This window comes from Polynucleobacter sp. GWA2_45_21 (assembly GCF_001830325.1).
In the GTDB taxonomy this organism is placed as follows: Bacteria; Pseudomonadota; Gammaproteobacteria; order Burkholderiales; family Burkholderiaceae; genus Polynucleobacter.
In genome coordinates this window covers 25,874-52,068 of sequence record NZ_MHZG01000010.1, presented here as the reverse complement: position 1 = coordinate 52,068, position 26,195 = coordinate 25,874, and the positions used below count along the sequence as shown (strand labels likewise).

26 protein-coding genes and 1 tRNA gene are annotated in these 26,195 nt (G+C 46.5%); 8 read left to right on the top strand and 19 right to left on the bottom strand.

The window, feature by feature from the left end; translation table 11 throughout:
• Positions 1-29 precede the first annotated feature (29 nt).
• Positions 30-1,451 (bottom strand): cysteine--tRNA ligase, encoded by a 1,422-nt coding sequence (cysS, locus tag A2X74_RS08030; RefSeq protein ID WP_293626557.1) that lies wholly within the window; start codon positions 1,449-1,451, stop codon positions 30-32.
• 60 nt (positions 1,452-1,511) lie between these two features.
• Between cysS and A2X74_RS08025 the strand changes: the two genes are divergently transcribed.
• Genes A2X74_RS08025 through A2X74_RS08015 form a run of 3 tightly spaced genes read left to right on the top strand, consistent with a single transcriptional unit; the run spans position 1,512 to position 3,679 of the window.
• Positions 1,512-2,348 (top strand): tetratricopeptide repeat protein, encoded by an 837-nt coding sequence (locus A2X74_RS08025; RefSeq protein WP_293626561.1) that lies wholly within the window; start codon positions 1,512-1,514, stop codon positions 2,346-2,348.
• Between the two features lie 42 nt (positions 2,349-2,390).
• Complete coding sequence (locus tag A2X74_RS08020; protein ID WP_293626564.1) at positions 2,391-2,894, top strand: peptidylprolyl isomerase; 504 nt, start codon at positions 2,391-2,393, stop codon at positions 2,892-2,894.
• Positions 2,891-3,679 (top strand): UDP-2,3-diacylglucosamine diphosphatase, encoded by a 789-nt coding sequence (locus A2X74_RS08015; protein ID WP_293626566.1) that lies wholly within the window; start codon positions 2,891-2,893, stop codon positions 3,677-3,679. The genes A2X74_RS08020 and A2X74_RS08015 overlap by 4 nt, the downstream gene beginning before the upstream one ends.
• A gap of 14 nt (positions 3,680-3,693) precedes the next feature.
• Here the strand turns inward: A2X74_RS08015 and A2X74_RS08010 are convergent, their stop codons facing one another.
• Positions 3,694-4,482: an inositol monophosphatase family protein gene (locus A2X74_RS08010; protein WP_293626569.1), complete on the bottom strand. Its 789-nt coding sequence runs from the start codon at positions 4,480-4,482 to the stop codon at positions 3,694-3,696.
• A 130-nt stretch (positions 4,483-4,612) separates the two neighbouring features.
• On the opposite strand from A2X74_RS08010, the gene A2X74_RS08005 reads away from it, so the two are divergent.
• Together A2X74_RS08005 and cysE are read left to right on the top strand one after the other, a co-directional pair.
• Entirely contained in the window at positions 4,613-5,362 is a 750-nt protein-coding gene (locus A2X74_RS08005) for an RNA methyltransferase (RefSeq protein ID WP_293626572.1), read from the top strand.
• A gap of 29 nt (positions 5,363-5,391) precedes the next feature.
• Positions 5,392-6,159, top strand: coding sequence for a serine O-acetyltransferase (gene cysE, locus A2X74_RS08000; RefSeq protein ID WP_293626574.1), 768 nt, complete (start codon positions 5,392-5,394; stop codon positions 6,157-6,159).
• 1 nt (position 6,160) lies between these two features.
• Here cysE and A2X74_RS07995 read toward each other — a convergent pair whose 3' ends face one another.
• Positions 6,161-6,751 carry a peptidylprolyl isomerase gene (locus tag A2X74_RS07995; RefSeq protein ID WP_293626576.1) on the bottom strand — a complete coding sequence of 197 codons (591 nt, stop codon included), beginning with the start codon at positions 6,749-6,751 and terminating at the stop codon, positions 6,161-6,163.
• 43 nt (positions 6,752-6,794) lie between these two features.
• Here A2X74_RS07995 and A2X74_RS07990 point away from each other — a divergent pair, with 43 nt between their 5' ends.
• The gene (locus tag A2X74_RS07990) at positions 6,795-8,021 is read left to right on the top strand and encodes a cupin domain-containing protein (protein ID WP_299765212.1); all 1,227 of its coding nucleotides are present in this window, start codon (positions 6,795-6,797) and stop codon (positions 8,019-8,021) included.
• A 115-nt stretch (positions 8,022-8,136) separates the two neighbouring features.
• Positions 8,137-8,322 carry a hypothetical protein gene (locus A2X74_RS07985; RefSeq protein ID WP_293626582.1) on the top strand — a complete coding sequence of 62 codons (186 nt, stop codon included), beginning with the start codon at positions 8,137-8,139 and terminating at the stop codon, positions 8,320-8,322.
• 69 nt (positions 8,323-8,391) lie between these two features.
• Here A2X74_RS07985 and bamC read toward each other — a convergent pair whose 3' ends face one another.
• From bamC to A2X74_RS07940, 9 genes are all read right to left on the bottom strand, one after another.
• Positions 8,392-9,540, bottom strand: coding sequence for an outer membrane protein assembly factor BamC (bamC, locus tag A2X74_RS07980; RefSeq protein ID WP_293626585.1), 1,149 nt, complete (start codon positions 9,538-9,540; stop codon positions 8,392-8,394).
• Entirely contained in the window at positions 9,537-10,409 is an 873-nt protein-coding gene (gene dapA / locus A2X74_RS07975) for a 4-hydroxy-tetrahydrodipicolinate synthase (RefSeq protein ID WP_293626607.1), read from the bottom strand. The genes bamC and dapA overlap by 4 nt, the downstream gene beginning before the upstream one ends.
• 76 nt (positions 10,410-10,485) lie before the next feature.
• The gene (locus tag A2X74_RS07970) at positions 10,486-11,046 is read right to left on the bottom strand and encodes a methyltransferase domain-containing protein (RefSeq protein ID WP_293626587.1); all 561 of its coding nucleotides are present in this window, start codon (positions 11,044-11,046) and stop codon (positions 10,486-10,488) included.
• Positions 11,047-11,055: 9 nt separating this feature from the next.
• Entirely contained in the window at positions 11,056-12,258 is a 1,203-nt protein-coding gene (locus A2X74_RS07965; RefSeq protein WP_293626589.1) for a tryptophan--tRNA ligase, read from the bottom strand.
• A 57-nt stretch (positions 12,259-12,315) separates the two neighbouring features.
• Positions 12,316-13,164, bottom strand: a complete 849-nt coding sequence (locus A2X74_RS07960) for a 3',5'-nucleoside bisphosphate phosphatase (RefSeq protein ID WP_293626591.1) — start codon at positions 13,162-13,164, stop codon at positions 12,316-12,318.
• Between the two features lie 9 nt (positions 13,165-13,173).
• A complete protein-coding gene (zapE, locus tag A2X74_RS07955; protein ID WP_293626595.1) occupies positions 13,174-14,277 on the bottom strand; it encodes a cell division protein ZapE in 1,104 nt (367 codons plus the stop codon).
• Positions 14,278-15,714 (bottom strand): dihydrolipoyl dehydrogenase, encoded by a 1,437-nt coding sequence (gene lpdA / locus A2X74_RS07950; protein ID WP_293626597.1) that lies wholly within the window; start codon positions 15,712-15,714, stop codon positions 14,278-14,280. It abuts the gene before it with no gap.
• Between the two features lie 11 nt (positions 15,715-15,725).
• The gene (odhB, locus tag A2X74_RS07945; RefSeq protein WP_293626599.1) at positions 15,726-16,940 is read right to left on the bottom strand and encodes a 2-oxoglutarate dehydrogenase complex dihydrolipoyllysine-residue succinyltransferase; all 1,215 of its coding nucleotides are present in this window, start codon (positions 16,938-16,940) and stop codon (positions 15,726-15,728) included.
• 43 nt (positions 16,941-16,983) lie between these two features.
• Positions 16,984-19,842, bottom strand: a complete 2,859-nt coding sequence (locus tag A2X74_RS07940) for a 2-oxoglutarate dehydrogenase E1 component (protein ID WP_293626601.1) — start codon at positions 19,840-19,842, stop codon at positions 16,984-16,986.
• 297 nt (positions 19,843-20,139) lie between these two features.
• Here A2X74_RS07940 and A2X74_RS07935 point away from each other — a divergent pair, with 297 nt between their 5' ends.
• Positions 20,140-20,838: an excisionase family DNA-binding protein gene (locus tag A2X74_RS07935; protein ID WP_293626603.1), complete on the top strand. Its 699-nt coding sequence runs from the start codon at positions 20,140-20,142 to the stop codon at positions 20,836-20,838.
• An 87-nt stretch (positions 20,839-20,925) separates the two neighbouring features.
• Here A2X74_RS07935 and A2X74_RS07930 read toward each other — a convergent pair whose 3' ends face one another.
• From A2X74_RS07930 to pheS, 7 genes are all read right to left on the bottom strand, one after another.
• The gene (locus A2X74_RS07930) at positions 20,926-21,210 is read right to left on the bottom strand and encodes an H-NS histone family protein (protein WP_293626605.1); all 285 of its coding nucleotides are present in this window, start codon (positions 21,208-21,210) and stop codon (positions 20,926-20,928) included.
• Between the two features lie 203 nt (positions 21,211-21,413).
• Positions 21,414-21,815, bottom strand: coding sequence for a PaaI family thioesterase (locus tag A2X74_RS07925; protein ID WP_293626610.1), 402 nt, complete (start codon positions 21,813-21,815; stop codon positions 21,414-21,416).
• Between the two features lie 22 nt (positions 21,816-21,837).
• Positions 21,838-21,914: transfer RNA gene (locus A2X74_RS07920), tRNA-Pro, on the bottom strand.
• A 25-nt stretch (positions 21,915-21,939) separates the two neighbouring features.
• Positions 21,940-22,290, bottom strand: coding sequence for a MerR family transcriptional regulator (locus A2X74_RS07915; protein ID WP_293624926.1), 351 nt, complete (start codon positions 22,288-22,290; stop codon positions 21,940-21,942).
• Positions 22,268-22,591 (bottom strand): integration host factor subunit alpha, encoded by a 324-nt coding sequence (locus A2X74_RS07910; protein ID WP_293624924.1) that lies wholly within the window; start codon positions 22,589-22,591, stop codon positions 22,268-22,270. Before A2X74_RS07910 ends, A2X74_RS07915 begins: the two co-directional genes overlap by 23 nt.
• Positions 22,592-22,631: 40 nt before the next feature.
• Positions 22,632-25,088, bottom strand: a complete 2,457-nt coding sequence (gene pheT, locus A2X74_RS07905) for a phenylalanine--tRNA ligase subunit beta (RefSeq protein ID WP_293624922.1) — start codon at positions 25,086-25,088, stop codon at positions 22,632-22,634.
• Between the two features lie 31 nt (positions 25,089-25,119).
• Positions 25,120-26,166, bottom strand: a complete 1,047-nt coding sequence (gene pheS, locus A2X74_RS07900; RefSeq protein ID WP_293624920.1) for a phenylalanine--tRNA ligase subunit alpha — start codon at positions 26,164-26,166, stop codon at positions 25,120-25,122.
• Positions 26,167-26,195 lie beyond the last annotated feature (29 nt).

Sequence of the window (26,195 nt, the reverse complement as noted above, 5' to 3'; positions counted from 1 at the left end):
AATGCATTCTCAATCACGAATTGAACTACTTAATTTCTGCGCCATTCAGTCAGGCCACCAGGTTTATCTTCCAAGACTACACCCTGCTCCAATAAAATCTTGCGAATCAAATCTGCTTTAGCAAAATCTTTGGCTTGCTTTGCCGCAACTCGTGCAGCGATCTGCTCTTCAATTTCAGCAGCAGATAAATCTGCGTCAGCACCACGAGATCCTTCTTGCAAGAATAGGGTTGGGTCTCGCTGCAAAAAGTTCAGGGTTCCAGCTAATCCTTTGAGAGTAGCGGCTAATTGCACCTTCTCATCGCCCTGCGCACGATTCACTTCACTCGCCAAATCAAAAAGAGCTGCAATAGCCTCAGGCGTATTGAAATCATCATTCATAGCATCAGCAAAGCGTTTAGCCCATGGTGAATGAGGGTCTACAGCCTGATTGCTTGCTGGCGCTTGCGCCAACGCTGTGTATAGGCGAACCAAGCCTGAGCGAGCCTCTTCTAGCTGGGCATCACTATAGTTAATCGGACTACGATAGTGAGCACGCAACATAAAGAAGCGTAAGACCTCAGGATCAAAATTCTTTAGAACATCCCGAATCAAGAAAAAATTACCCAAGGACTTGGACATTTTTTCTTCATTCACACGAATATGTCCGTTGTGCATCCAGTAATTTACGAAAGGTTCATCGCTAGCAGTGTGATCTTGGCCATACAGAGCGCCTTCGCTCTGAGCGATCTCGTTCTCATGGTGTGGGAATTGCAAATCGGCACCGCCACCATGAATATCAAAATGCTCGCCCAGTAAATCGCAGGACATAGCAGAACACTCAATATGCCATCCGGGACGACCTTCACCCCAAGGAGATTTCCAACGGGTATCTGCTGGCTCTTCTGGTTTAGCGCTTTTCCATAAAACAAAATCTAAGGGATCCCGTTTGCCACCACCAACGGCAACACGCTCACCAGCATTTAATTCATCTAAAGATTTACCAGAGAGGCGGCCGTACTCGGGGAATAAGCGAACAGCGAAATTGACGTCGCCATCATCGCCCTGATAGGCCAATTCTTTTTCTATCAAACGACCAATCATGCCTTGCATTTGACTGATGTAATCGGTTGCACGGGGCTCGTGATCTGGATGCATTAGACCCAACTCGTCAGAGTCAGCATGCATTGCATCAATGAAGCGCTGGGTCAACGCAGAAATAGGTTCACCATTCTCAATTGCGCGATTGATAATCTTGTCGTCAATATCAGTGATATTGCGCACATAAACTACCTCATAGCCACTAGCTCGCAACCAGCGCACCACCATATCAAACACAATCATCACCCTGGCATGCCCAATATGGCAAAAGTCATAGACCGTCATGCCGCAGACGTACATCTTGACCTTGCCTGGCTCGATGGGTTTAAAGGCCTGCTTAGACCGACTGAGAGTGTTATAGATTTGCAGCATAGGGGCTATAAAGGTGGGCAAGTAGCGCCAATTTGTTAGACTGAGCGCTGAGTATATCGAATGAGCCCGTTTTTCACCCCGCCCCCTATGCCAGCTAACCCATTTTCACTGTATCCAGCCCACTTATGCGGCTTGAGCGCTATTTTTGCTGCTTTACTACTTGCGGGGTGTAGCACCCCTGGCCAACAACTAGCAGATGCTGAAATCAAGGCCCTAAATACTGCCTCGACCGGAGCCTCTCATGGGGTCCAAGCACCCTATGTAGGCTCATACGGACCCAATGACCCTCCGCGACTTGCTGGGAACGATGGTGGATACGATCAATTCAATTCAGAGCTTTCAGACTCCGTAGCTGTGCCTTTTCTATCCTTTTTAATTATTGAACCAGATCCAGTAACCAAAAATGGGGTTCCGTCTGATATTGAAAAATTAGTAAAGGCCAAAAAATATCCGGAAGCCATTGACCTCATTAACCAGCGCCTCAAGAAAACACCAGGTAATGTGCAGTTACGTTATGTCAAAGCGCGTATGCAGATTGAAATGCGCCAGTGGGATGCAGCCAAGAAGACTTTAATAGAAATTACTCAACAATTTCCAGAGTTACCAGAGCCCTATAACAACCTAGCTGCATTAGCAGCCAATCAAGGCAATTGGATTGAGGCAAGGGATTACTTAGAGCTTGCTTTGAAGTTGCGCCCTAGCTATACGGTTGCCGCAGCCAACTTAGGTGAGGTCTATATTCGCCTTGCCGCACAGTCCTATGACAATGCAGCAAAGGATGCCGCCCTCAATCAGCGTCAATACACCAATCGTGCAAAAGCACTCATGGAGATATTGAAGCCGCCCAAAAAGAGGGCTGCACCAACAGTCCCGCTGACAACACCTAGTTCAAAATAATTTTTTCTTTTATCTACTAACTCACTAGAAAGTTAATTCACCATGGCTAAAGTTCTACTCAAAACAAATAAGGGGGATATCACCCTCACCTTAGATGCTGCTAAAGCACCAAAGACAGTTGCCAATTTTTTACAGTACGTTAAAAGCGGTCACTACGATGGCACGATTTTCCACCGCGTAATTGATAACTTCATGATTCAAGGCGGCGGTATGACTGCCGGCCTCAAAGAAAAATCTTCTGGCGCCCAAATTGAGAATGAGGCAAACAATGGCCTGAAGAACGACCGTGGCACAGTAGCCATGGCGCGCACTAGCGATCCGCACTCTGCGACAGCCCAATTTTTTATTAACGTCAATGACAATGATTTCTTGAATCACACTTCACCAAGCGCACAAGGCTGGGGTTATGCGGTTTTTGGTAAGGTTACTGATGGCCTTGATGTGGTAGATGCGATTCGCAAAGTAAAGACCGGTAACGCTGGCTTTCATCAAGATGTTCCGACAGAAGATGTGGTTATTGAAAAGGCAAGCGTTCTCGAGGAATGATCCCGCAATACGCAAGCGCGTTATTCATTTCTGATTTACATCTCACGCCGTCAATGCCCTTGACGGCGCAACGATTTTTTGATTTTTGTGAAAAAGATGCTCCCAAGGTAGAGGCTGTATTTATCCTGGGAGACTTGTTTGAGTATTGGGTTGGAGATGATGCTGCCTTACACTCACCTTTTCAACAAGAAGTGAAACATGCGCTTGCAACACTCTCCACTAAAGTGAAAACCTATTACCTTCACGGTAATCGAGATTTTTTAGTTGGAAAGCATTTCTTGAGCAAAACGGGTATGACATTGATGCCCGATCCAAGCAAGGTCGAAATTGCTGGATCTGAATATGTTCTCTGTCATGGCGACTCGCTTTGCACAGCAGATATTGGCTATCAAGTATTTCGCGGCTGGGTTCGAAAACCTTGGATTCAAAAATTATTCTTGAAATTGCCTCTCAATTGGCGTCGCTCGATTGCGAATCATCTCCGTAACAATAGTGGTGCGCAATATCAGCGTGCGGCTCAATCTTCTGCCGCAGAGGCTCAAGCCAAAACGAACGTTACCTTAACAGCATGTGCGGCAGTACTAAGAGATCAAGCAGGAAATCAATTGATTCATGGGCATACTCATCTTCCTAAGCACCATCAAGAGCATCTGATGGGCCAAGAGTGGCAACGCTGGGTCTTATCGGATTGGGATTTAGATCATCCCGACAGTGGACGCCCACGCGCAAGTGCGCTACTCATTAACCAAGACGGCGTTCGATACGCCGACCTGATTAAAACTTAATTCACCGACTCAATTTAGCAGGTCGAGTATTTAGATAAGCACTGCACCATCTGAGCAAAGATGCGTGGGTTTGCACACATGACCTCACCGCTTTGCAAGAAGCCCTCTTCTCCGCGGTAGTTGCCAATGAGTCCACCGGCCTCAGTAATCAATAAAGCACCTGCAGCCATATCCCACGGCTTGAGATCGCTCTCAAAGAATCCATCGTAACGACCTGCAGCAACATAAGCCAAATCGAGAGATGCGGCACCAGGACGACGCAGGCCCGCACAATTTCGCGACATATCAGCAAAGATTTTTAAATACTTTTCTAAATCCTGATCTTCCCGATATGGAAAACCAGTGCCGAGTAAAGAATTAGCTAAACGATCTTGAGTAGCAACACGCAAACGCCGACGATCTAAATAAGCGCCAGCGCCACGAGTAGCGGTAAAAAGTTCATCTCGAGTTGGGTCATACACCACTGCTTGCTGAGTGATGCCATTGACTGACAGCGCAATCGAAACCGCATATTGCGGGAAACCATGAATAAAGTTGGTTGTGCCATCCAAGGGATCAATGATCCATACGTTTTCTGCATCGGTATTTTGAGCGCCAGTCTCTTCAGCCAAAAATCCGTGCGTTGGATAAGCTTCGCTGAGCGTCTCAATAATGGCCGCTTCAGCCTGTCTGTCCACCTCGGTAACAAAGTCATTATGTTGTTTGCGGTCAACCTGAAGCCGCTCTAAATTCAGAGAAGCTCTATTAATCACGGTTCCGGCACGACGGGCAGCCTTAACGGCCACATTTAACATGGGATGCATAGTATTGATGGACAAATTAAATAAGAACAAGCTCACCAAATTGCAAACTGCATGACAATAAGGAGCTAACACCCTGATTCTAAACGATTGCCTATTTGAACTCCCAAGCCCCTAAAGAAACCTTTTCAATATGAATACCGCACAGGCACAGTTATTACGCTGGGTTTTAGTTGAAACCAGCCACCCCGGAAACGTGGGTTCAGCTGCGCGCGCACTCAAAACCATGGGATTTAGCGATCTGAAACTGATTTCTCCAAAGATTTCGGGGGTGGCCCAGACGCCTGAGGCAATCGCCCTAGCTAGTGGGGCCGTTGATGTCCTGGAATCCAGTCAAGAGAGCGCGTCACTTGAGTCAGCCGTTCAAGACTGCCCCCTAGTCCTGGGATTAACTAGTCGTGATCGTGAGTTTGGACCACCAGCAATCGGTTGGGCAGATGCCCGCCCCCTGATTCAGGCTGCGATTGCTGGCAAACAGCGTGTGGCTCTTCTATTTGGGCCCGAGCGCACCGGCTTAGATAACCACCATCTCTCGCTTTGTACGCACCGGGTTTGGCTCGATGCAAACCCGCTCTATCCATCTCTAAACCTCGCTCAAGCCATCATGGTTTGTGCCTTTACCCTCAGGGAAGCCTTGGGTAAGGATGAAGGGGCTAAACCAATCAATTCAAGCCTTGAAGCAGTGGATTATGCCGATCCTGCTGCCGTTGCCGCCATGCTGGAGCACTGGCGTGAAGGGCTAGAGGCCATTGGCTATCTTGATCCTGCCAACCCCAAAAAACTCATGCCACGCTTACAAGCACTATTTGCCAGAACTCGCCTACACAAAGAAGAAATAGATCTTCTACGTGGCATTGCTAAGCAGATGCTCTTAAGAAAATAAATTTGGCCTTTACCCGTTAAAATTCATTTATGTTCAATTCACTTTTCGACCAAGTCGATTCCATCATAGTGCGCGACCCCGCTGCGAGAAATCGTCTCGAGGTCATCACCTGCTACCCAGGATTGCATGCTGTCTGGATTCATCGAGCATCTCATGGTCTGTGGAACTTGGGCTTGAAATGGATTGCACGTCTTCTGTCAATGCTAGCCCGCTTCATTACCGGTATTGAAATTCATCCTGGTGCAAAGATTGGTCGTCGTGTTTTTTTAGACCATGGTCTAGGAATCGTGATCGGAGAGACCACCGAAATTGGTGATGATTGCACCATCTATCAAGGCGTTACTTTAGGCGGAACTTCTCTCTATAAAGGAGTAAAGCGTCACCCTACTTTGGGTAAAGGCGTAGTGATTAGTGCGGGAGCAAAAGTGCTTGGCGGCTTTACTGTGGGTGATGGCGCTCGAGTTGGATCTAATGCCGTAGTCCTAAAAGAAATCCCCGCCGGCGCAACTGCAGTCGGAATTCCTGCGCGCATTTTGCATCCAGATTTACCGCAGGCAAGCACACCAGATAGCAAAGTAAAAGAGTACTTCTCCGCCTATGGCGTAACACCCAATGTAGATGATCCAGTATCTATGGCATTGAAGGGTTTGATTGATGCAACTTTAGAGCAAGAAGCCAAAATTGCAGCTCTCGAAAAAGTAATCGCTAAATTAAGCAACACACCAGCATCTGATGCCAATGAAGCAAGTGATACCAAGCGTGACCTTGGTGCTTTAAAAGAATGGCTTAAAGAATAAGTTAATGCAGCGTTGGTGATGGGCCGCCAGGATTGATAGCCTTATCTACAAAGTCATCATCAAGCTCATCGGCATCATCAGGCATTCCAAATGCAAATGCTTCGCTACCTTCAGCATGGCGATTTTCAATTTCTTCATCAGTTGCAGCGCGAATATCTTCTACCTGCACCCAGAATCGCAAAGCCATACCAGCTAGTGGATGATTGCCATCTAAGACTACCTGGCTATCAGCTACATCGGTAACGGTATAAATCAAGGGCTCCTCATCCACATCACTAGACTCACCCTCTTCTTCAGCATCTGGTACGCCCTCAAACTGCATCCCCACTTCCAAAGGCTCCGGAAAGCGTGCACGTGGCTCAATCTTCAATAATTCAGGGTCGTACTCACCAAATGCCTCGCTCGGCTCAAGCTGAATGCTGGCTTCGTAGCCCACATCTTGACCATCTAATAGAGTTTCAATCTTCGGAAAAGTACACTCATACCCTCCATGCAGGTATACCATCGGAGAATCTGGTTCCTCGATAATATTGTTTTGCGCATCAGTTAATTTGTAGCGCAGGGATACAACAGTATTTTTTTCGATCTTCATGCGTAATTCATTCAACATTGTGTTTTAAACAGCTTCTGACTATATGAACTCATTTTACTTGAGCAAGCCCTACGATCCTCCGCAGGCGCCCCAAAACCTCCCTCTTGACATCCCATGGGCCCTTCTGGGGGGCATCAGCCCTGAGAAGTTCATGAAATCCTATTGGCACAAAAAACCTCTATTGGTGCGCGGCGCCATCCCCGCCTTTGAGCTTGCAAAAAAAATAGGCGAGCCCTTGGGTAGTGCAATATCCCCCGAAGAGTTATTCAAAATCGCCGGTGATGATGCTGTTGAATCTAGATTAATTCAGGCCAAGCCCTGGACTTTTTTAAATGGCCCCTTTAAAAAGAAATCCATCCCACCACTTGATTCACCGGACTGGACACTCCTACTTCAAGGCATGGAAGCAAGACATCCAGCGGCAGCAAAAATACTTTCTTGGTTTCGCTTTATTCCAGATGCTCGCCTAGACGATTTAATGATTAGCATTGCGGGGCCAGGTGGTGGAGTCGGGCCACACTTTGATTCTTATGATGTCTTTTTAATTCAGATGTCAGGACGTCGACGCTGGCGCATTTCTGAACAAAAGGATTTAAGTCTCAATCCCAATCTCCCTTTAAAGATCTTGCAGAACTTTAGAGTAGAACAGGAGTGGGATCTTGAGCCAGGCGATATGCTGTATCTGCCTCCCCACGTTGCTCACGATGGCATTGCTTTAGATGGCGGCTGTCAAACTTGGTCGGTGGGCTTTAGAGCGCAAAGTTATAAAGAAATCCTACAAGAAGGTTTATGGCGTCTAGCTGAATCACTTGAGGACATCCCCGAGCTAGAACAGCGTTTTGCCGATCCACTACAAAAAGCAACTCACAGCCCAGAACAACTTCCAGAAGAAATCATTGCGCAGGTAACTGCAAAATTAAAAGGATTGAAACTAGATCGCGTAGACACTTTTCTTCCTGGTATTACTGCCTACCTGAGCGAACCAAAACCCCAGGCATTGTTTGATGGTTCCGCAAATGATCTTTCCCTCAAAGAATTTAAGCTTCAGATCTCCAAGCAAGCCCTGCTTCCTCACGCCCAAACACGACTACTAGCCCTGGGTGGAAGAATTTACTGCAACGGAGAGGATGTCACCAAGGGGCAAGATAAGAAAACACAGGCAGCTTGGTCCAAACTGGCTGCCAAGAGAAGTCTCAAAGGCTCCTTAGGCGCAATTGAACCGAACAACAGTCTCTTTGAGGCCTATGAGGCTGGCTGGCTAGTTTTCTAGCGCCAAATAAAGAGATGGCTATAATGTCTACTGGAAAATACCTAAGGGGTAACCCTGTAAATTCCAAGTATTAATAACCGGTTATTAATAATAATTTTTTAAGAGGAAATTACAAATGAAGAAGTCACTCGCACTCCTAGCAATGTTGGCAATCGCTTTGGCCGCTTGCGGTAAAAAAGAAGAAGCAAAACCTGTTGAAGCCGCTCCTGCTGCTGCTCCTGCTGCCCCAGCTGCTCCTGCTGCTGATGCTCCTGCTGCCCCAGCTGCTGCTCCTGCTACCCCAGCTGACGCTAAGAAATAATCTTCTTCATGAAGAAAAAAAGCCGCTGAAAAGCGGCTTTTTTATTGCTTCCGTTTTTTAACGTGATGCTTACCGAGACATTTGTTCAGTAAGCAACTTTAATAGTTGTAATCCGGCAGCGGAGTTTTCAGGTTTGCCATCAGCATTTTGAACATAAATACTTGAAGAATTATCGCCAGTAGACTTAACCACTACGAGATATTTCTTTGCCTTCAAGCTAGAGTCGTCCTTGCTGCTAAATAGGTTGGAGAAGAATCCCTTGGTATCGCCCAAATCCTTAGGATTAACATAACGAACGTAGTAAATGCCATTAGCGCGATTACGATCTTCAACTGTAAAGTTAGATCGATCCAAAGCAAGACCAGTGTCACGCCATGCACGATCAAAGCCTGCCGCCATCTCAATATAGGCAGTATTCACACCCTCTTGAACTAACTTCGCTTTTGGTGTCTTAGGACCTAATGGTGCTGCAACTTGAGCCTTGGCCATTTCTTGCGTCATTCCCAAGCGCTCCATCAAGCGGGCTAAGAATGCTGCTTCGAGCTCAGGGTCATTTGGGCGGGCAGTCCAAATTGTGGAGATACAGGCGCCGGTACTATCTGTTGTACATACTTCAAGGGCGCCGCGCTGAGTAATGTATACCTCGGTTTCACCAGGCTTACTCACCTCAAGACGGGTTTTGTATTTATCACGCTCACCAGTGTCATAAATTGAATCTAAGGCGCCCCCAACAATGTTACGAATGAAATCTTGTTGAATCTTGGCGCGATTCTCTGCCCAGTCCGTCTCCATAATGCCAGTAGATGGTGAATCAATAACTAGTAGGAAACCATTCTCTTGCCAGAAATCTTTAATTTGTGGGTAGAGCTCAGGAGCAGGTTTTTCAACAACCAACCAACGACGCTCACCATCACGAGCAATGCGCATACCTGGAATGCCCGTCATGACATTCTTGCGAGTCTGTACTGATTTTTTTACTGCAGCGTTGTACTCAGACATCGTGGCGGAGCCATCTTGAACGATATACCTACGATCGGCTTGAGCGGTAATGAGGTCTGGAGGATAAGACAAATTAGGCCCACGAACAGCGCCAGCAGATTTGTAATCAACCGTATCGTTCGTTGTTACCGATTTACATCCCAGCAGCGAAAGACTTGCCAAAGAAATAATAAATAAAGTTGCGCAATACTGGCGCAATAGTTGCATCACATTCGTCATAGTAAGCCGGCCTGTTTCATTGCAGTCTTCAAAGGTTCACGCAAAGCAACACTTAAAGGGGTTAAAGGTAATCGAATTCCAGCGGTAACTTTGCCCATTTCATGCAGAGCCCATTTCACAGGAATCGGATTTGCCTCAGTAAACATGGCTTTATGCACAGCCAATAATTGGTATTGAATAGCGCGCGTCTTGACAACATCATCAGACATTGCTGCCTGGCACAATTGATGCATTAGACGTGGGGCAATATTGGCAGTGACGGAAATATTACCCTTCCCACCCATCAACATGAGCATTGCCGCACTCAAATCGTCACCAGAAAATACTGAAAAATCAGCATGTCCAGCACGCTTTAGATCAGCCAGCAATAAAGTGCCACGCTCAATGCTGCCAGTAGCATCCTTAATACCGATAATGCCCGGCACCCCGGCTAAACGAACAGTGGTCTCACCAGCAAGATCCGCGACAGTTCTGCCCGGAACGTTATAAAGGATTACTGGCAAATCAACCGACTCCGCTATTTTCTTGAAGTGGGCATGCATACCCTCTTGAGTTGGCTTGTTGTAGTAAGGAACAACCTGGAGGCTGGCGTCAGCACCAACCGACTTGGCAAAATTTGTTAGCTCGATTGCTTCGGTAGTGGAATTTCCACCAGTGCCGGCGATTACTGGAATGCGTCCAGCAATATGCTCAACAGCGACTTTAATCAGTTCGCAATGCTCTTCTACGGATACGGTGGGAGACTCTCCGCTCGTACCAACGATGACGATTCCATCGGAGCCTTCAGCAACGTGCCAATCCAGCAAGGAACGTAAAGCTGGAAAATCCAAACTTCCATCCTCGAACATCGGCGTCACAATGGCAGGCATACTGCCTGCAATAGGCTTTTTATTAGCTTGGGATTGTGTTTTAGTAGTCACTGAATGTGTCTGAATTATCTGAATGTTAACCACCAAATTGTAACGGAACGTACCCTTTTAAATGCCCTTTTACGGCACAAATCCGCTGAACCATGGCTGGTTTAGGTTGATCAAGGTAAATATCTTCGTAGGCTATCACTTTAAGGCCAGAATGCTGCGCCAAAGCCAGTAATTCCCCAGGTTTTAGCAGGAAATTAGGGTTTGAGGGTTTGCCAAACTCAGCGTTTCCATCGGCAAAGGTTTCATAGATTAAAACACCGCCCTCAGTCAGCATTTTGGGCAATTGATCCAAAAATGGGCGGTATAGATAATTCGTCACCACAATGGCTGAAAACTGTTGGTTTAGCAAAGGCCAGTCCGAACCCTCAAGATCTAGTGCTTGAATTTGGATAGAGCTGATTTGAAGCGGCTCAAGCGCAGAAATATCTTGGTCAACAGCCAGGATTTGATGACCTAAAGAAGCCAATAAAGCAGTGTGCCTACCTGCTCCGCAGGCGAGATCTAAGACCCTGCCATCCTTCGGAATCACTTGTGCAAAACGCCTTACCCAGGGTGAGGCAGCTGTAATTACTTCATGGCTTGTCATCAAGGAACCTTAATCGTACGCCAAGCCCATAGCCTCACGGACCTCGCGCATCGTTTCTTGAGCCACTTTACGAGCCTTGTCAGAACCATCTGCAATAATCGAGCGCAGCAAGCTAGGATCGTCCAAGTACTTCTGAGCACGTTCAAACATGGGCTGCTGTTCAGCAAGAATCGCATCAATGACGGGTTGCTTACACTCCAAACAGCCGATACCTGCAGACTGACATTCTTTCTGAACCCAAGCCTTGGTTTCTTCATTGGAATAGACGGTGTGCAACTGCCACACTGGACAACGCGCAGGATCACCCGGATCGGTTCTACGCACTCGCGCAGGATCGGTTGGCATGGTACGGATCGAACGAATCACCTCTTCTGGTTTTTCGCGAATGCTAATCGTATTGCCGTAAGACTTGGACATTTTCTGACCATCAATGCCTGGCATGCGTGATGCCGTTGTCAGCAAAGCTTGAGGTTCAGGAAGAATAATTTTGCGAGCACCCTCTAAGAAGCCAAACAATCTCTCGCGGTCGGCCATAGAGAGGCTTTGCGCTTCTTGTAACAAAGCTTTGGCCTCTTCTAGCGCCTCATCATCGCCCCGCTCCTGAAAAGCCACGCGCAACTCGGCGTACATCTTGGCACGTTTGCTGCCTAATTTTTTAACCGCCTCTAGCGCCTTCTCTTCAAAACCAGGTTCGCGACCATAAAGATAGTTAAAGCGGCGCGCCACTTCACGTGTCATCTCTACGTGAGGTACTTGGTCTTCGCCTACTGGAACAAACTGCGCACGATACATCAAAATATCCGCAGCCTGTAACAAGGGATAACCCAAGAAACCATAAGTCTGCAAATCTTTTTCTTTCAGCTTTTCGATCTGATCTTTATAGGTTGGTACACGCTCCAACCAACCTAGAGGCGTGCCCATAGAAAGCAATAAGAAGAGTTCTGCATGCTCAGGCACCTTGCTCTGAATAAATAATGTGGCTTGGTTTGGATCAACGCCACAAGCCAACCAGTCAATCACCATGTCCCATACCGATTGCTCAATCACATCCGGGGTTTCATAGTGAGTTGTTAAGGCATGCCAGTCTGCTACAAAAAAGTAGCATGGATACTCGGACTGCAAGCGAACCCAATTCTTTAAAACACCATGGTAGTGGCCGAGGTGCAAGCTACCAGTTGGTCGCATGCCAGATAGAACACGTTCTGCAAACATCTTGATCTTTATTCTTTAAAGGTAATTAAAACTAGTTAAGCAAAAAGGAAAAATCGGTTAATGGAAAAGTGACCAAACAGGGGTTAAGTGATCAGGCAAATGCGGCAAGGTACCGAGATCAATATAACTCTCTTCTGGATCATGAAAATCCGATCCCCTAGAAGCTAAAAATCCATAGTGCTGAGCAATCTTGCCATAGGTTTGATATTGATTTGGACTATGACTACCCGTAATCACCTCAATCGCTATGCCGCCGATTTCTTTGAAGTGCTTATAGAGCTCATCCATCTGCATGGCGCTCAGCTTGTAACGGCCAGGATGCGCAATCACCGCAGCGCCACCGGCATTCTTGATCCAAGCGACTGCATCATCTAATGTTGCCCAGAGGTGAGGAACATAACCCGGCTTGTCTTCTACTAAATAGTTTTTAAAGACTTGATCGGTGTCGCGACATACGCCCTGCTCAACTAAAAAGCGTGCGAAATGCGTGCGAGAAATCAGTTCTTGATTGCCGGCAAAATGCAGTGCGCCTTCATAGGCACCAGGGATACCTGCTTTTAATAATTGTTCGGCCATCTGCTTAGCGCGGTTACCGCGACCCTCGCGAGTCAGACGCAAGCCCTCCAAAATGCCTGCATGAGCAGCATCAATTCCCAAGCCAACAATGTGAATTGTCTGACTCATCCAGGTCACAGAAATTTCGACCCCGGAAAGGTAATCCATACCCAATGAGCTCGCAGCGGCCTGAGCTCTCTGCTGGCCACCTAATTCATCATGATCAGTTAAAGCCCATAAACGCACACCATTTGCATAGGCGCGCTCAGCCAACTGCTCTGGCGTTAAAGTTCCATCGGAAACTACGGAATGGCAGTGTAAGTCTGCGTTGAGGCTGGAATTACTAGTCATGACCCTATTTTAGGTCAAGCTGGTGTCAATTACCCGGCGAGGTGCATCTAGGTAATCACGAGACTGCATCTCAATTAGGCGAGAAACCGTCCTGGAGAACTCACTGGTAATTTGGCCCTCAGTGTACAAATCTACCGCTGGGACCTCTGCAGAGATGATTAATTTGATTTTATGGTCATATAAGACGTCAATTAGCCAAATAAAGCGGCGTGCTTCATTGGTCATTCTGGGAGGCATATAAGGCACTCCCGACAAAATGACCGTATGAAACTGGTTCGCAATCTCTAAATAGTCGTTTTGCGACCTTGGGCCACAACAGAGGGTCTGAAAGTCAAACCAAACTACACCCTCGGCCATGTGCAAAGGCCTTAATTCTCGAGACTCAATGCGAAGAACGGGTTTGGTAGTTTCTTTTTGATTACCTATTAAGGTTTTGAACATCTGCATTAATACAGTATGGGTCTCTGCATTAACCGGTGTCAGGTAAGCCTCAACTTGAGCCATCTGTACACGGCGATAGTCATTGCCAGCATCAACATTCATTACATCAAGCTGCTCTTCCAATAATTTGATTGCTGGCAATAAACGATCGCGGTGTAAGCCATTTGGATAAAGCTGGCTAGGCTGATAATTCGAGGTCATCACAAATTGGACGCGATCCTCAAAGAGCGCGCTCAACAGGCGATACAAAATCATTGCATCGGCAATGTCATTGATGTGGAACTCATCAAAACAAATCAGTCGATATCTCTTAGCAATTCTTTTAGAAAGCTCATCTAATGGATCGGCCATGCCGGAGAGCTCATGAAGCTCGCGATGCACCTCTCGCATGAACTCATGAAAATGAATGCGAATCTTTTTTTCTAAGGGGGAAGCTGCATAGAAGCAATCCATGAGAAAGGATTTGCCACGACCTACTCCACCCCATAAATACACGCCACGGGGAAGTTTCGGTTTAAAGAGTTTCTTTTTTAAGCCATTGCTACGAATTTCTTTGTAAGCAATCCACTCATCTTCACAGCGCTGCAAGCGCTCAATAGCAGCAAGCTGCGCGGGATCACTTTGATACCCGCGCGCCTTTAACTCTTGATGGTAATACTCTAATGCTTTCAATTACATGTTTAATGCACGTTTATCCGTCGCTAATGCTGCCTCGCGAACCACTTCCGATAAGCTTGGGTGTGGATGACAGATACGAGCAATATCTTCAGCTGCAGCTTTGAACTCCATCGCTACCGCTGCTTCTGCAATTAAGTCTGAAGCATTTGGTCCAATAATATGAACGCCTAAGATTTCATCAGTTTTTTCATCGGCCAATACTTTGACAAAGCCATCAGCACGATCCATGCCCAATGCACGACCGTTAGCAGCAAATGGGAACTGACCTGCTTTATAAGCAATGCCAGCCTGTTTTAGCTGCTCTTCAGTTTTACCAACCCAAGCAATTTCAGGATCTGTGTAGATTACCCAAGGAATGCAGTTGTAATCGATATGCGGTTTTTGACCAGCAATCGTTTCGGCAACAAGCACGCCTTCATCTTCTGCTTTATGGGCCAGCATCGGTCCACGTACAACGTCACCAACGGCGTAAACGCCAGGAGCTGCTGTAGCGCAAGTGTGATCATCAATTGGAATGAAGCCACGCTCATCCACTTTGAGGCCAATCTTATCGAGACCCAATTTTTCAGTATTGGGAACGCGGCCAACTGAAACGATTAGACGGTCGCACTCTAATTTCTGAGCCTTGCCTTCACTATCAGTGTAGTTAACAACTACGCCTTTTTTATCAGCCTTTACCTCACCAATCTTGACACCCATATTAATTTTGAGGCCTTGCTTGGTGAAGATCTTTTGTGCTTCTTTAGCAATACCTTGATCACATGCGCCCAAGAAAGATGGGAGCGCTTCAAGAATAGTTACATCAGAACCAACGCGGCGCCAAACAGAACCTAACTCCAGACCGATTACACCGGCACCAATGACGCCCAGCTTCTTCGGAATAGAATCAAACTTCAGACCACCTTCGTTATCGCTAATTAAAACGTTATCGACAGGAATGCCTGGTAGGTGACGTGCTTTAGAGCCAGTAGCAATAATCACATTTTTAGCAGTGACTACTTCTTTGTCTTTACCGTCAATCTTGACTTGATAGCCATCGGCACCCTTACCTTCAAAAGAAGCATGACCTTTTAACAAAGTAATTTTGTTCTTACGGAACAAGAATTGAATACCTGCAGTCATCTTGGTCACGATGGCATCTTTACGAGCAATCATCTTGCCAGAGTCCAACTTCACTGATCCTACAGTGATCCCATGGTCAGCAACGTGATGACTAATCTTCTCAAATTCTTCAGAAGATGCAAGCAAAGCTTTAGAAGGAATGCAGCCGACGTTCAAGCAAGTGCCGCCTAAGCGTGGCTCGCCTTTTGGATCGTCGTAAGAGTTCGACTCAGCACAAGCAACTTTAAAACCTAACTGCGCTGCACGAATCGCGGCGATGTAGCCACCAGGGCCACCGCCGATTACTAATACGTCAAATGATTGGCTCATGTTCTTCCCTCTTACAAATCAAGGAGGAGACGTGAAGGATCTTCCAATGCATCCTTCATAGCAACTAAACCCAGAACTGCCTCACGACCGTCAATGATGCGATGGTCATATGATAAAGCTAGGTAGTTAATTGGACGAATCACGATTTGACCGTTCTCAACCACTGCACGCTCTTTAGTTGCATGAATCCCCAAGATTGCAGACTGTGGAGGATTAATAATTGGAGTAGAAAGCATAGAGCCAAATACGCCACCGTTAGAGATGGAGAATGTACCGCCAGTTAAGTCCTCTAATGACAACTTACCTTCGCGAGCCTTAACGCCAAACTCAGCAATCTTCTTCTCGATGTCAGCCAAGTTCATTTGATCAACGTCACGCAGAATAGGAACAACCAAGCCACGTGGTGAACTTACCGCAATACCAATATCAAAGTAACCGTGATACACGATGTCATTGCCATCAACAGAGGCATTCAACAACGGGAATTTCTTCAAAGCATGAGTAGCAGCTTTAACGAAGAAAGACATGAAGCCCAACTTCACGCCATGAACTTTTTCAAACTGATCTTTGTACTTGTTACGCATGGCGATTACTGGAGCCATGTTGACTTCATTGAAAGTAGTCAAGATGGCGTTGTTTGCCTGTGACTCAAGCAAGCGCTCAGCAATACGAGCACGCAAGCGGCTCATTGGTACACGCTCTTCTGGACGATCACCCATTGGAATCGGTGCACTTGGTAATGCAGCAGATTTTGTACCACCGGCAGTAGCATTTAATGCGTCACCCTTGGTAATACGGCCATCGCGTCCAGAACCAGCAACTTGACCAGCATCGATATTTTTCTCTGCGAGGATTTTTGCAGCGGAAGGTGCAGCGGCAGCGCCAGATGATTTAGCGGCTGGTGCAGCTTTAGCAGGTGCGGCAGCTGGAGCTGCTGCGGGTGCCGGTGCTGGTGCAGCAGCTGCAGGAGCGGCAGATGCAACAGCAGTGCTGTCAATTTTCGCAATCAACTGCTCGGCAACAACAGTGCCGCCGTCAGCAACTACGATCTCGGTGAGAACGCCAGCGGATGGAGCTGGAACTTCTAACACCACTTTGTCAGTTTCAATTTCAATCAAGATCTCATCTTGACCGACGGCATCGCCGACTTTCTTTTTCCATTGCAACAAAGTAGCTTCTGCTACTGACTCGGAGAGTTGGGGAACTTTAACTTCAAAAATAGCCATGATTAATCCTATTTAGTGTTTGTATATTGAGTGATGTCTACGATTACTTCGTAATGACATAACCCTTTAGTTTTGCGAATGCTGCTGTAAGGAGAGACTTCTGTTGTTCTTGATGGAGATGAGCATATCCACATGCTGGTGAAGCTGATGCTGGACGACCCGCATATCCCAACTTCATACCTTCAGACATGTTCTCCAAAATATTGTGCTGAACAAAGAACCAGGCACCTTGGTTTTGTGGCTCATCCTGACACCACACAACCTCTTGTAGGTTCGGATACTTCTTCAACTCAGCAGTCAATGCTTTATGTGGGAACGGATAGAGCTGTTCCAAACGAATAATCGCCACATCTTCAAGTTTTTTCTCGGTACGTGTTTTAGCTAGATCGTAATAAACCTTACCGGAACACATTACTAAGCGAGTCACCTTCTTGCCATCGATACTGTCATCACGCTCTGGAAGAATGGTTTGGAAACCACCCTTAGTGAATTCAGTTAATGGTGAGGCAGCTTCTTTATTACGCAACAATGATTTTGGCGTCATCAAGATCAGCGGCTTGCGGAACTGACGAATCATCTGACGGCGCAATACGTGGAAGATCTGCGCAGCAGTAGTTGGCTGAATGACCTGCATATTGGTATCAGCACACAACTGCATGAAGCGCTCTAGACGTGCAGATGAATGCTCCGGTCCTTGACCTTCATAACCATGCGGCAACATCATGACTAGACCATTTGCACGGCCCCACTTCACTTCGCCTGAAGCGATAAATTGATCGATCACCACTTGAGCGCCATTGGCAAAGTCGCCGAACTGAGCTTCCCAAATAGTCAAGGTATTAGGCTCAGCCGCTGCGTAACCATATTCAAAACCAAGTACAGCCTCTTCCGACAAGATGGAATCAATTACCAAGAATGGAGCTTGATCTTTAGCAACGTGCTGAAGTGCAATATAGGTACCTGTATCCCACTTCTCACGATTCTGGTTATGCAACACAGCGTGACGGTGCGTAAAGGTGCCGCGACCGCTATCCTCGCCAGACAAACGCACTGGATAGCCACTTGCCACCAAGGATGCGAAAGCCATGTGCTCGCCCATACCCCAGTCGATATTGGTTTCGCCGCGACCCATAGCAGCCCGGTCGTTATAGACCTTAGCTACCAGTGGATGCGCCTTAAAGTCTTCGGGAATAGTTGAAATCTTTTCAGCTAAGCGCTTCCATTCAGTTAATGGAATAGCCGTGTCCGCTTCATCAGTCCACTTCTTATTCAAGAATGGTGACCAATCTACGGCAAACTTACCTTTGAAGTTACTTAATACTGGATCAGAAGTTTGTTTACCGGCATCCATTGCAGCGCGGTATTCTTTGACCATCAAATCACCAGTACCGGCAGGCAAAACGCCTTGAGCCTCTAACTTATCGGCATAGTGCTTACGCGTACCAGGATGCGCTGCAATGATTTTGTACATCAATGGCTGCGTCATTGCTGGTGTGTCTTGCTCGTTATGACCCAGTTTTCTGAAGCAAACGATATCAATCGCTACATCTTTATGGAACTGGCTACGGAACTCAACAGCCAACTTCGTTGCCAACACTACGGCCTCGGGATCATCACCGTTCACATGTAATACCGGTGCATCAATCACTTTCATGATGTCGGTGCAATACAAGCTTGAACGCAAGTCGCGAGGATCGGATGTCGTGAAACCAATTTGGTTATTGATCACAATGTGAATCGTGCCGCCAGTTGAGTAGCCACGAACTTCCGCCATTGCTAAGGTCTCTTGCATTACGCCCTGACCTGCAATCGCAGCATCACCGTGTACCAATACAGGCATTACTTGTTCGCCCAGCAAATCACCACGACGCTCCATACGAGCACGTGCTGAACCTTCAACTACTGGGTTCACGATTTCTAGATGGGATGGATTAAACGCCAATGACAAATGTACCGGGCCAGCTGGAGTCGAAATATCGCTAGAGAAACCTTGGTGATACTTCACGTCACCTGCAGGCAATGTTTCTGGACCCTTGTGCTCAAACTCAGCAAATAAATCCGTAGGCATCTTGCCCAAGGTATTAACCAACACGTTGAGACGACCGCGGTGGGCCATACCAATCACAATCTCTTGAACACCCTTGGCACCAGCCTCACGGATCAACTCATCCATACAGGCGATGAAGCTTTCACCACCCTCAAGTGAGAAACGCTTTTGACCAACATACTTAGCCTGGAGATAACGCTCCAAACCTTCGGCCGCAGTAACACGATCGAGAATTTGACGCTTTTGGTCCACATTGAAATGCGGAGTTGAGCGGATGGACTCTAACTTCTCTTGCCACCACTTTTTAATCTTTTGATCAGCAATAAACATGTACTCGGCACCCAAAGTGCCGCAATACGTTTCGCGTAACGCTTGCAATAAATCACGCAAGGTCATTTCATTCTTACCGAAGAATGTATTGCTGGTATTAAAGACGATATCCATATCGCCATCGGTAAAGCCATAAAAGGCTGGATCTAATTCAGGAATATCCGGACGCTCTGTGCGTTTCAACGGATCAATATCAGCCCAGCGATTACCAACGTTGCGATACGCGGCAATCAACTGCTGAACAGCTACACGCTTGCGACCCATCTCAGAGTCAGCTGAATCAGCGGACACTGTGCGAATAGGGCCTTGCTTCGCGCGCTCAGCAAAGGAAGCAACAATAGGTCCATGGGCAATATCAGTTCTAGACGAACCATCGACCGCTGGAATTTGCTTCACATTATCAAAATAATCTCGCCAATGATCAGCTACAGAAGCTGGATCGTGCAAGTAGGATTCGTAGAGTTCCTCTACGTAGGGGGCGTTTCCGCCGAAGAGATAGGAATTATCTCTTTGATCCTGCATCATGATGCTCACCTTTCATCGGGTTTCCCGAATAAAAACTGTGGTTAAAACCATTCGCTCTACGGCTAAACCGCTTTACGAATTGATCTGTGCGAATACTGTTACAACACCGTTAATTTAACACGATTACCCATTGATCCATAAAGGGCTTTCCCTGATTTTGGAGCTTCAGGGGGTATTTCCCTATATAGGTCATGAATAAGAAGTTTCCTACCTTGATTTAAACCATCCCTGACAGATTCTCTTGAAATTGATTCGTATTCTCTAAATCTTCAAATGAATTAATGAGATTAAGGACATATGAAAGCGATTACCCCAGATTTGGAATATCTAAGCACCCGTCAAAGCGCCAAAGTATTACAAGTGTCACTTGGCACAGTCCAGAAAATGGTTGAATTAGGTGAATTAATCGCCTGGAAGACTCGGGGTGGTCATCGCCGTATTTTGGCTAGCTCGCTAGATCAGCAGCTTGCCCGCCGTAAAAGGGCTATGCGCCAAAAAACCACTCAAAACTGTATTGCAATGGGCATATTCAGGAGAGCTGAAAATAGTCATGAATTACTCGAATCCATTCAATGCTGGCAGTTAAAGGTGGATATGGAGGTTTCTGTAGATAGCCTTGAAGGCCTAATGAAGGCTGTTTCCATCACTCCGGACTTGATATTTTTGGATGCCCTAATACCGCCAGTTGAGCAAGTGCATTTGATCCATTATCTGAGTAAAAACAAGGACACGCAGCGCATTCCTATTTTAGTTGATGAAGGATTTATTCGACTTCATCCTGGGGTAATGGGACTTGCAGATGAAAATACTGTCGGGGTGAGATCACAGTACCCAGAAATCCTCCAGGAAGAGCTCCAAAATGGCCTCATTGACCAAAATCCCCTCATTATTGGCTATCCGGCTACCAATCCAGAGCTTGAAGCCAGTCCCGGCCAAAATCGGCATGAACTTTTGGAGCCGCTATTTATACAGGCCTTAAACAGGAAATGTGCATAGGACCTACATCACAAGCGCCAAAAAATTAAAGGCTGCTCAATTTACACTGAGCAGCCTTTTTTAATTAAATCTATTTAGATCAGTATCTTAGATTAAGAAGTTACTACGATCTCTACCTTCAATCCATTTTGGAGCCTTGCCACGACCGGTCCAAGTGTCACCAGTTGCAGGATTGCGATACTTAGGAGCCACCTTACCGCTAGAGCTACGTGCGCCAGCCTTACGGCTGAATAAATCTGAAGCCGTTAGGCCATATTGCTCAATAATGAGTTTGGCTTTAGCGATACCGTCAGCTTTTTCACGCAAAACTGCTTCTTTAATCTGTTTATCCAACAATTCACGTTGGGCTAAAAGTTCTTTATAAGAAGACATGTATTAATTTCTCCGAATATTAGTTTTATGGAATAAAAAAGAATTAGTTATTCCTGAACGACCATTATATAGAGGGATTAATAATTCAGGATATATATTTAAATATGCTTTATATCCTATGATAAATAAGGGTTTTAAGGCCTTTTCATTATATAAACGACATAATCATTATAAATACTATATTGATTATGGGTATTTATTGACTATCTTCTGAGCATAAATGTACCGCTAGATTTAGCAGTAACTTCACCAGCCTCATTTAAAACTACGGCCTCGCAATAATTAATCGTTTTACCGGATTTCAGGACGCTACCCTCCACTACGATCTTGCCAACACTAGGGCGTAGAAAGCTGACGCTCATATCAATGGTCATAGCACCAAGAGGCTGATCAACAGTGCTCCGTGCTGCTGCCCCCATAGCAAAGTCCAAAAGAGTCATCACAACTCCGCCATGGGCAATATGAAAGCTATTCTCAAACTCGGGCTTAATCACCAAACTAATGCGTGATTTACCCCCTTCAGCATACTCAGGCACAACTCCCAAGTGGGCCAAAAAAGGAATAGTTAAACCAAAATAAGTAATGTTGTTTGAGCTGGATGTCATAGCAATTTTGAAATTGAGTGAATGGTCGGGGCGAGAGGATTTGAACCTCCGACCACATGCACCCCATGCATGTACGCTACCAGGCTGCGCTACGCCCCGACGAGAAACAAAATTGTATCAGTAACTATTTCGAGAGAATTTGCAGAACGGCCTGCAATTCATCGCGCAAGCGAAGCTCACCACGCGCCTCATCTAGGCGATTTCTGGCGCCGCTGATCGTAAAACCTTCTTCATACAGAAGTGCCCTAATCTTGCGGATTAAAACAACTTCATGATGCTGATAGTAACGACGATTACCGCGACGCTTTTGAGGACTTAGCTGTGAGAACTCCTGCTCCCAATAGCGCAATACGTGGGAACGAACGCCGCAAAGGTCTGATACCTCACCAATGGTGAAATAACGCTTAGCGGGTATTGGGGGGAGCTGAGAACTGAGCAGCGCCGACCCAGCATCAAATACTGTTTTCTCGAGCATGTGACTCAACTACATCCTTGAGCTTTTGACTTGCGTGAAATGTAACTACGCGACGCGCTGCAATAGGAATCATTTCACCAGTTTTAGGGTTACGACCAGGGCGGGCTGATTTATTACGTAATTGGAAATTACCAAAACCAGAAATCTTCACCTCAACCCCTGCCCCTAAAGACCGTCCAATGCGATCAAAGAAGGCATCAATCATGTCTTTAGCTTCCCGCTTATTCAGGCCAACTTGATCAAAGAGAGCCTCCGAGAGCTCATTCTTGGTAACGGTATCGTTGCTAACTAAATCATTCATGGCGGAAGTCTCTTTGTAATATCTTTTACTAATATTAAACCTAGCGCAGACGGGCTGCGCAATTTTTCTCAAGTGCAGCCAATAAAGCTGTCATCACCGCTTCAATTTGCGCATCCTGCAGGGTTTCTTGCGGATTCAACAAGGTTACTCGGAAAGCCAAGCTCTTCTCATCATCAGCCATGCTGCTTGAACCAGCTTTTGGCTTGAACTCATCAAATAACTCAATCGCTTTAACAAAGTTCTGCTTCTTTGCGTTCATTGCATCTAATAAGGCTTGCGATGAGACTGCCTGCTTCACTACTACCGCCAAATCACGCTGCACTGCAGGAAACTTACTTAACTCTTCCGGCTGTGGAATACCGAGATTACGAATAGCCTCTAAATCCATCTCAAACAGAACGGGCGCCTGAGCTAACTCGTAAGCTTGTTGCAGTCCAGGATGCAATTCACCAATCCAGCCGATATTTTGTTTACCAGTTGGGGTTACCAATTGAATTTGCGCGCTACGGCCAGGATGCAGTGCAGGATGAACGGCTGCCTCAGTCGTGAAATGCAAGGGATCGAGCACGCGCTCTAGGTCGCCCTTCACGTCAAAGAAATCTACTGCGCGATCTGCGCTTGCCCACTGTTCAGGAACAAATGAGCCATAAGCCAAACCACCAACTTGCTGAGGCTGATGAAAGCCTGCTACCTTGCCAGCCTCTTCTTGAGTGCTCACATCACGCTTGAATACACGACCAGTTTCAAATAAACGTACACGGCTAGCACCACGATTGAGGTTGGACTTGAGGTTGCCCAACAAACCACCCCATAGATTGCTACGCATCACGCCATACTGACTAGCAATTGGATTGAGTACAGTAATTAAATCTTTTTCAGTAGCGGCAGCTAAACGTTTCTCACTCTCTACATCAATAAAACCAAAATTTACCGCCTCTTGATAACCTTGCAGAGCTAAGCGTTGACGCAATAAGTGCACTCCACGCTTTGCCTCAGCTTTAGCGCTCATCTTTAAGGATGAGACAGGCGGGACATCAGGAATATTTTCAAAGCCGTACATGCGTGCGACTTCTTCAATGAGATCTTCCTCGATTTCGATATCAAAACGATAACTTGGGGGTGTAACAACAAATACATCACCCTCTTGTTTGAATTCAAAACCAAGACGTTTGAATACATCGGCAACTACTTCTTGAGTGAGGGGGATGCCAATCACTTTTTCTGCCCTAGCCAAACGCATTGTTACTGGCTTGCGCTCTGGAATCGCTAACACCTGATCATCAATTGGACCAACTTGGCCACCACATACTTCAACAATGAGAGCCGTTAAATACTCTAAAGAGTTGGCTGTGTTTTGTGGATCAACACCACGCTCAAAACGATGCGCTGCATCCGTGCTGAAATTAAAGCGACGGGCACGCCCTTGAATTGCTGAAGGCTGCCAATAAGCAGCTTCAACATAAATATTTTTTGTGTCGTCAGTCACAGCGCAATGATTGCCGCCCATGATTCCAGCTAAGGCCACTGGGCCATTTTTATCTGCAACTACACCAGCATCCTGCATCCTGCCTGCAGAGTCTGGGCCTTGCAGAGTAACTGTCTGGCCATTTAATAACTCAAGAGTTTCGCCTGACTTTGCCCAGCGAACAGAGATATCACCAGTCAATTTATCAATGTCGAATACATGGGTAGGTTGACCCATCTCCAACATGACATAGTTAGACAAGTCGACCAAGGGAGAAATACTTCTTTGGCCGGCATTGCAAAGACGTTGAATGATCCAATCGGGTGTTTCAGCTTTTGGATTGACGCCACGAATCACACGTCCTGCAAAACGACCGCAAAGATCAGTGTTTTCAATAGTAACTTTGAGCTTGTCCTGGATAGCAACATCTACAGGAGTCCACTTAGGTGCACACAATGCAGCACCCGTAATTGCCGACACTTCACGAGCCATACCCATGAGCGATAAACAATCTGCTTTATTTGGGGTCAGCTTGATGACAAATATCTGATCATCTAGGCTCAGGTATTTACGAATATCCTCGCCCACTGGTGCATCTAAAGGTAACTCCAGGATACCTTCGTGATCATCACCAAGACCAAGCTCACGACCAGAGCACAGCATGCCTTGACTTTCGACGCCGCGCAGCTTGCCTACCTTAATCATGAAAGGCTTGCCACCCGCTTCTGCTGGCGGCAATTCAGCGCCAACTAATGCGCAAGGAATTTTGATGCCTGCGCGAGCGTTCGGTGCTCCGCAAACAATTTGCAATTCTTGGCCAGTGCCAGCATCAACTTTGCAAACACGTAAGCGGTCTGCATCCGGATGCTGTTCAGCAGATAGGATTTGTGCAACAACAATCTTTGTAAATGGGGGCGCTACAGAATGCTGCTCTTCTACCTCAAGGCCAGCCATGGTCATTGCATGACCTAAAGCGTTGCTATCCAGCGAAGGATTTACATATTGGCGTAACCAAGATTCAGAAAATTGCATATGCGCTATCTACTATTAGAAGGTTGGCAAATTAAGCCGGAAATTGCGCTAAGAAACGGAGATCGTTCTCAAAGAAAAGACGTAAATCATCTACGCCATAGCGCAACATCGTCAAGCGCTCTAAGCCAGAGCCAAAAGCAAAACCGGTATAGCGCTCTGGATCAATGCCCATATTGCGCAATACATTAGGATGAACCTGGCCTGCTCCAGAAATCTCTAACCAGCGGCCGGCTAACTTACCGCTACCGAAGGCCATATCGATTTCAGCTGAAGGTTCAGTAAATGGGAAATAGGATGGACGGAAACGAACTTGTAATTCATTCGTTTCAAAAAAGGTTCTTAAGAAATCGGTATAGACACCCTTGAGATCAGCAAATGAAACGCTCTCTGCAATCCATAAACCCTCAACCTGGTGAAACATTGGTGAGTGAGTTGCATCGCTATCGACACGATAGGTTCTGCCTGGGGCAATCACTTTGATTGGCGGCATCACATCAGCATGGGCGTATTTCTTAACATGCTCACTCGCATAACGAACCTGAATCGGGCTGGTATGGGTACGCAATAGCAAAGGCTTTCCATTGGAATCTTTGCCATCGATATAGAAGGTGTCCTGCATTGAGCGCGCAGGATGATTCTCGGGACTATTCAAAGCAGTGAAATTAAACCAATCGGTTTCAATTTCAGGACCATCAGCTACATCAAAACCAATCGAGCGGAAGATCTCTTCAACGCGCTCCCAGGTGCGCATCACTGGATGCAAGCTACCTACTGCTTGGCCACGGCCAGGCAAAGAGACGTCAATGGATTCCGCCGCAAGACGTTGAAGCAATACCGCATCAGCCAATGCTTGGCGACGCTCTTGTAATGCAGCTTCAACTTGGGTTTTGATTTGATTAATTTGGGCGCCAGCACTCTTGCGCTCATCAGGCGACATTCCACCAAGCGCTTTTAAACGCTCAGTGAGAATACCTGACTTACCGAGATACTTGGCTTTCGCGTCCTCTAGAGCTGCCACATCGGCAGCTCCGAGGAAATCACGTTTAGCATCCTCGACAATGTGGTCGAGAGAAACCATTGCAGCTTAGTTTTTTAGTGAACTAAGAA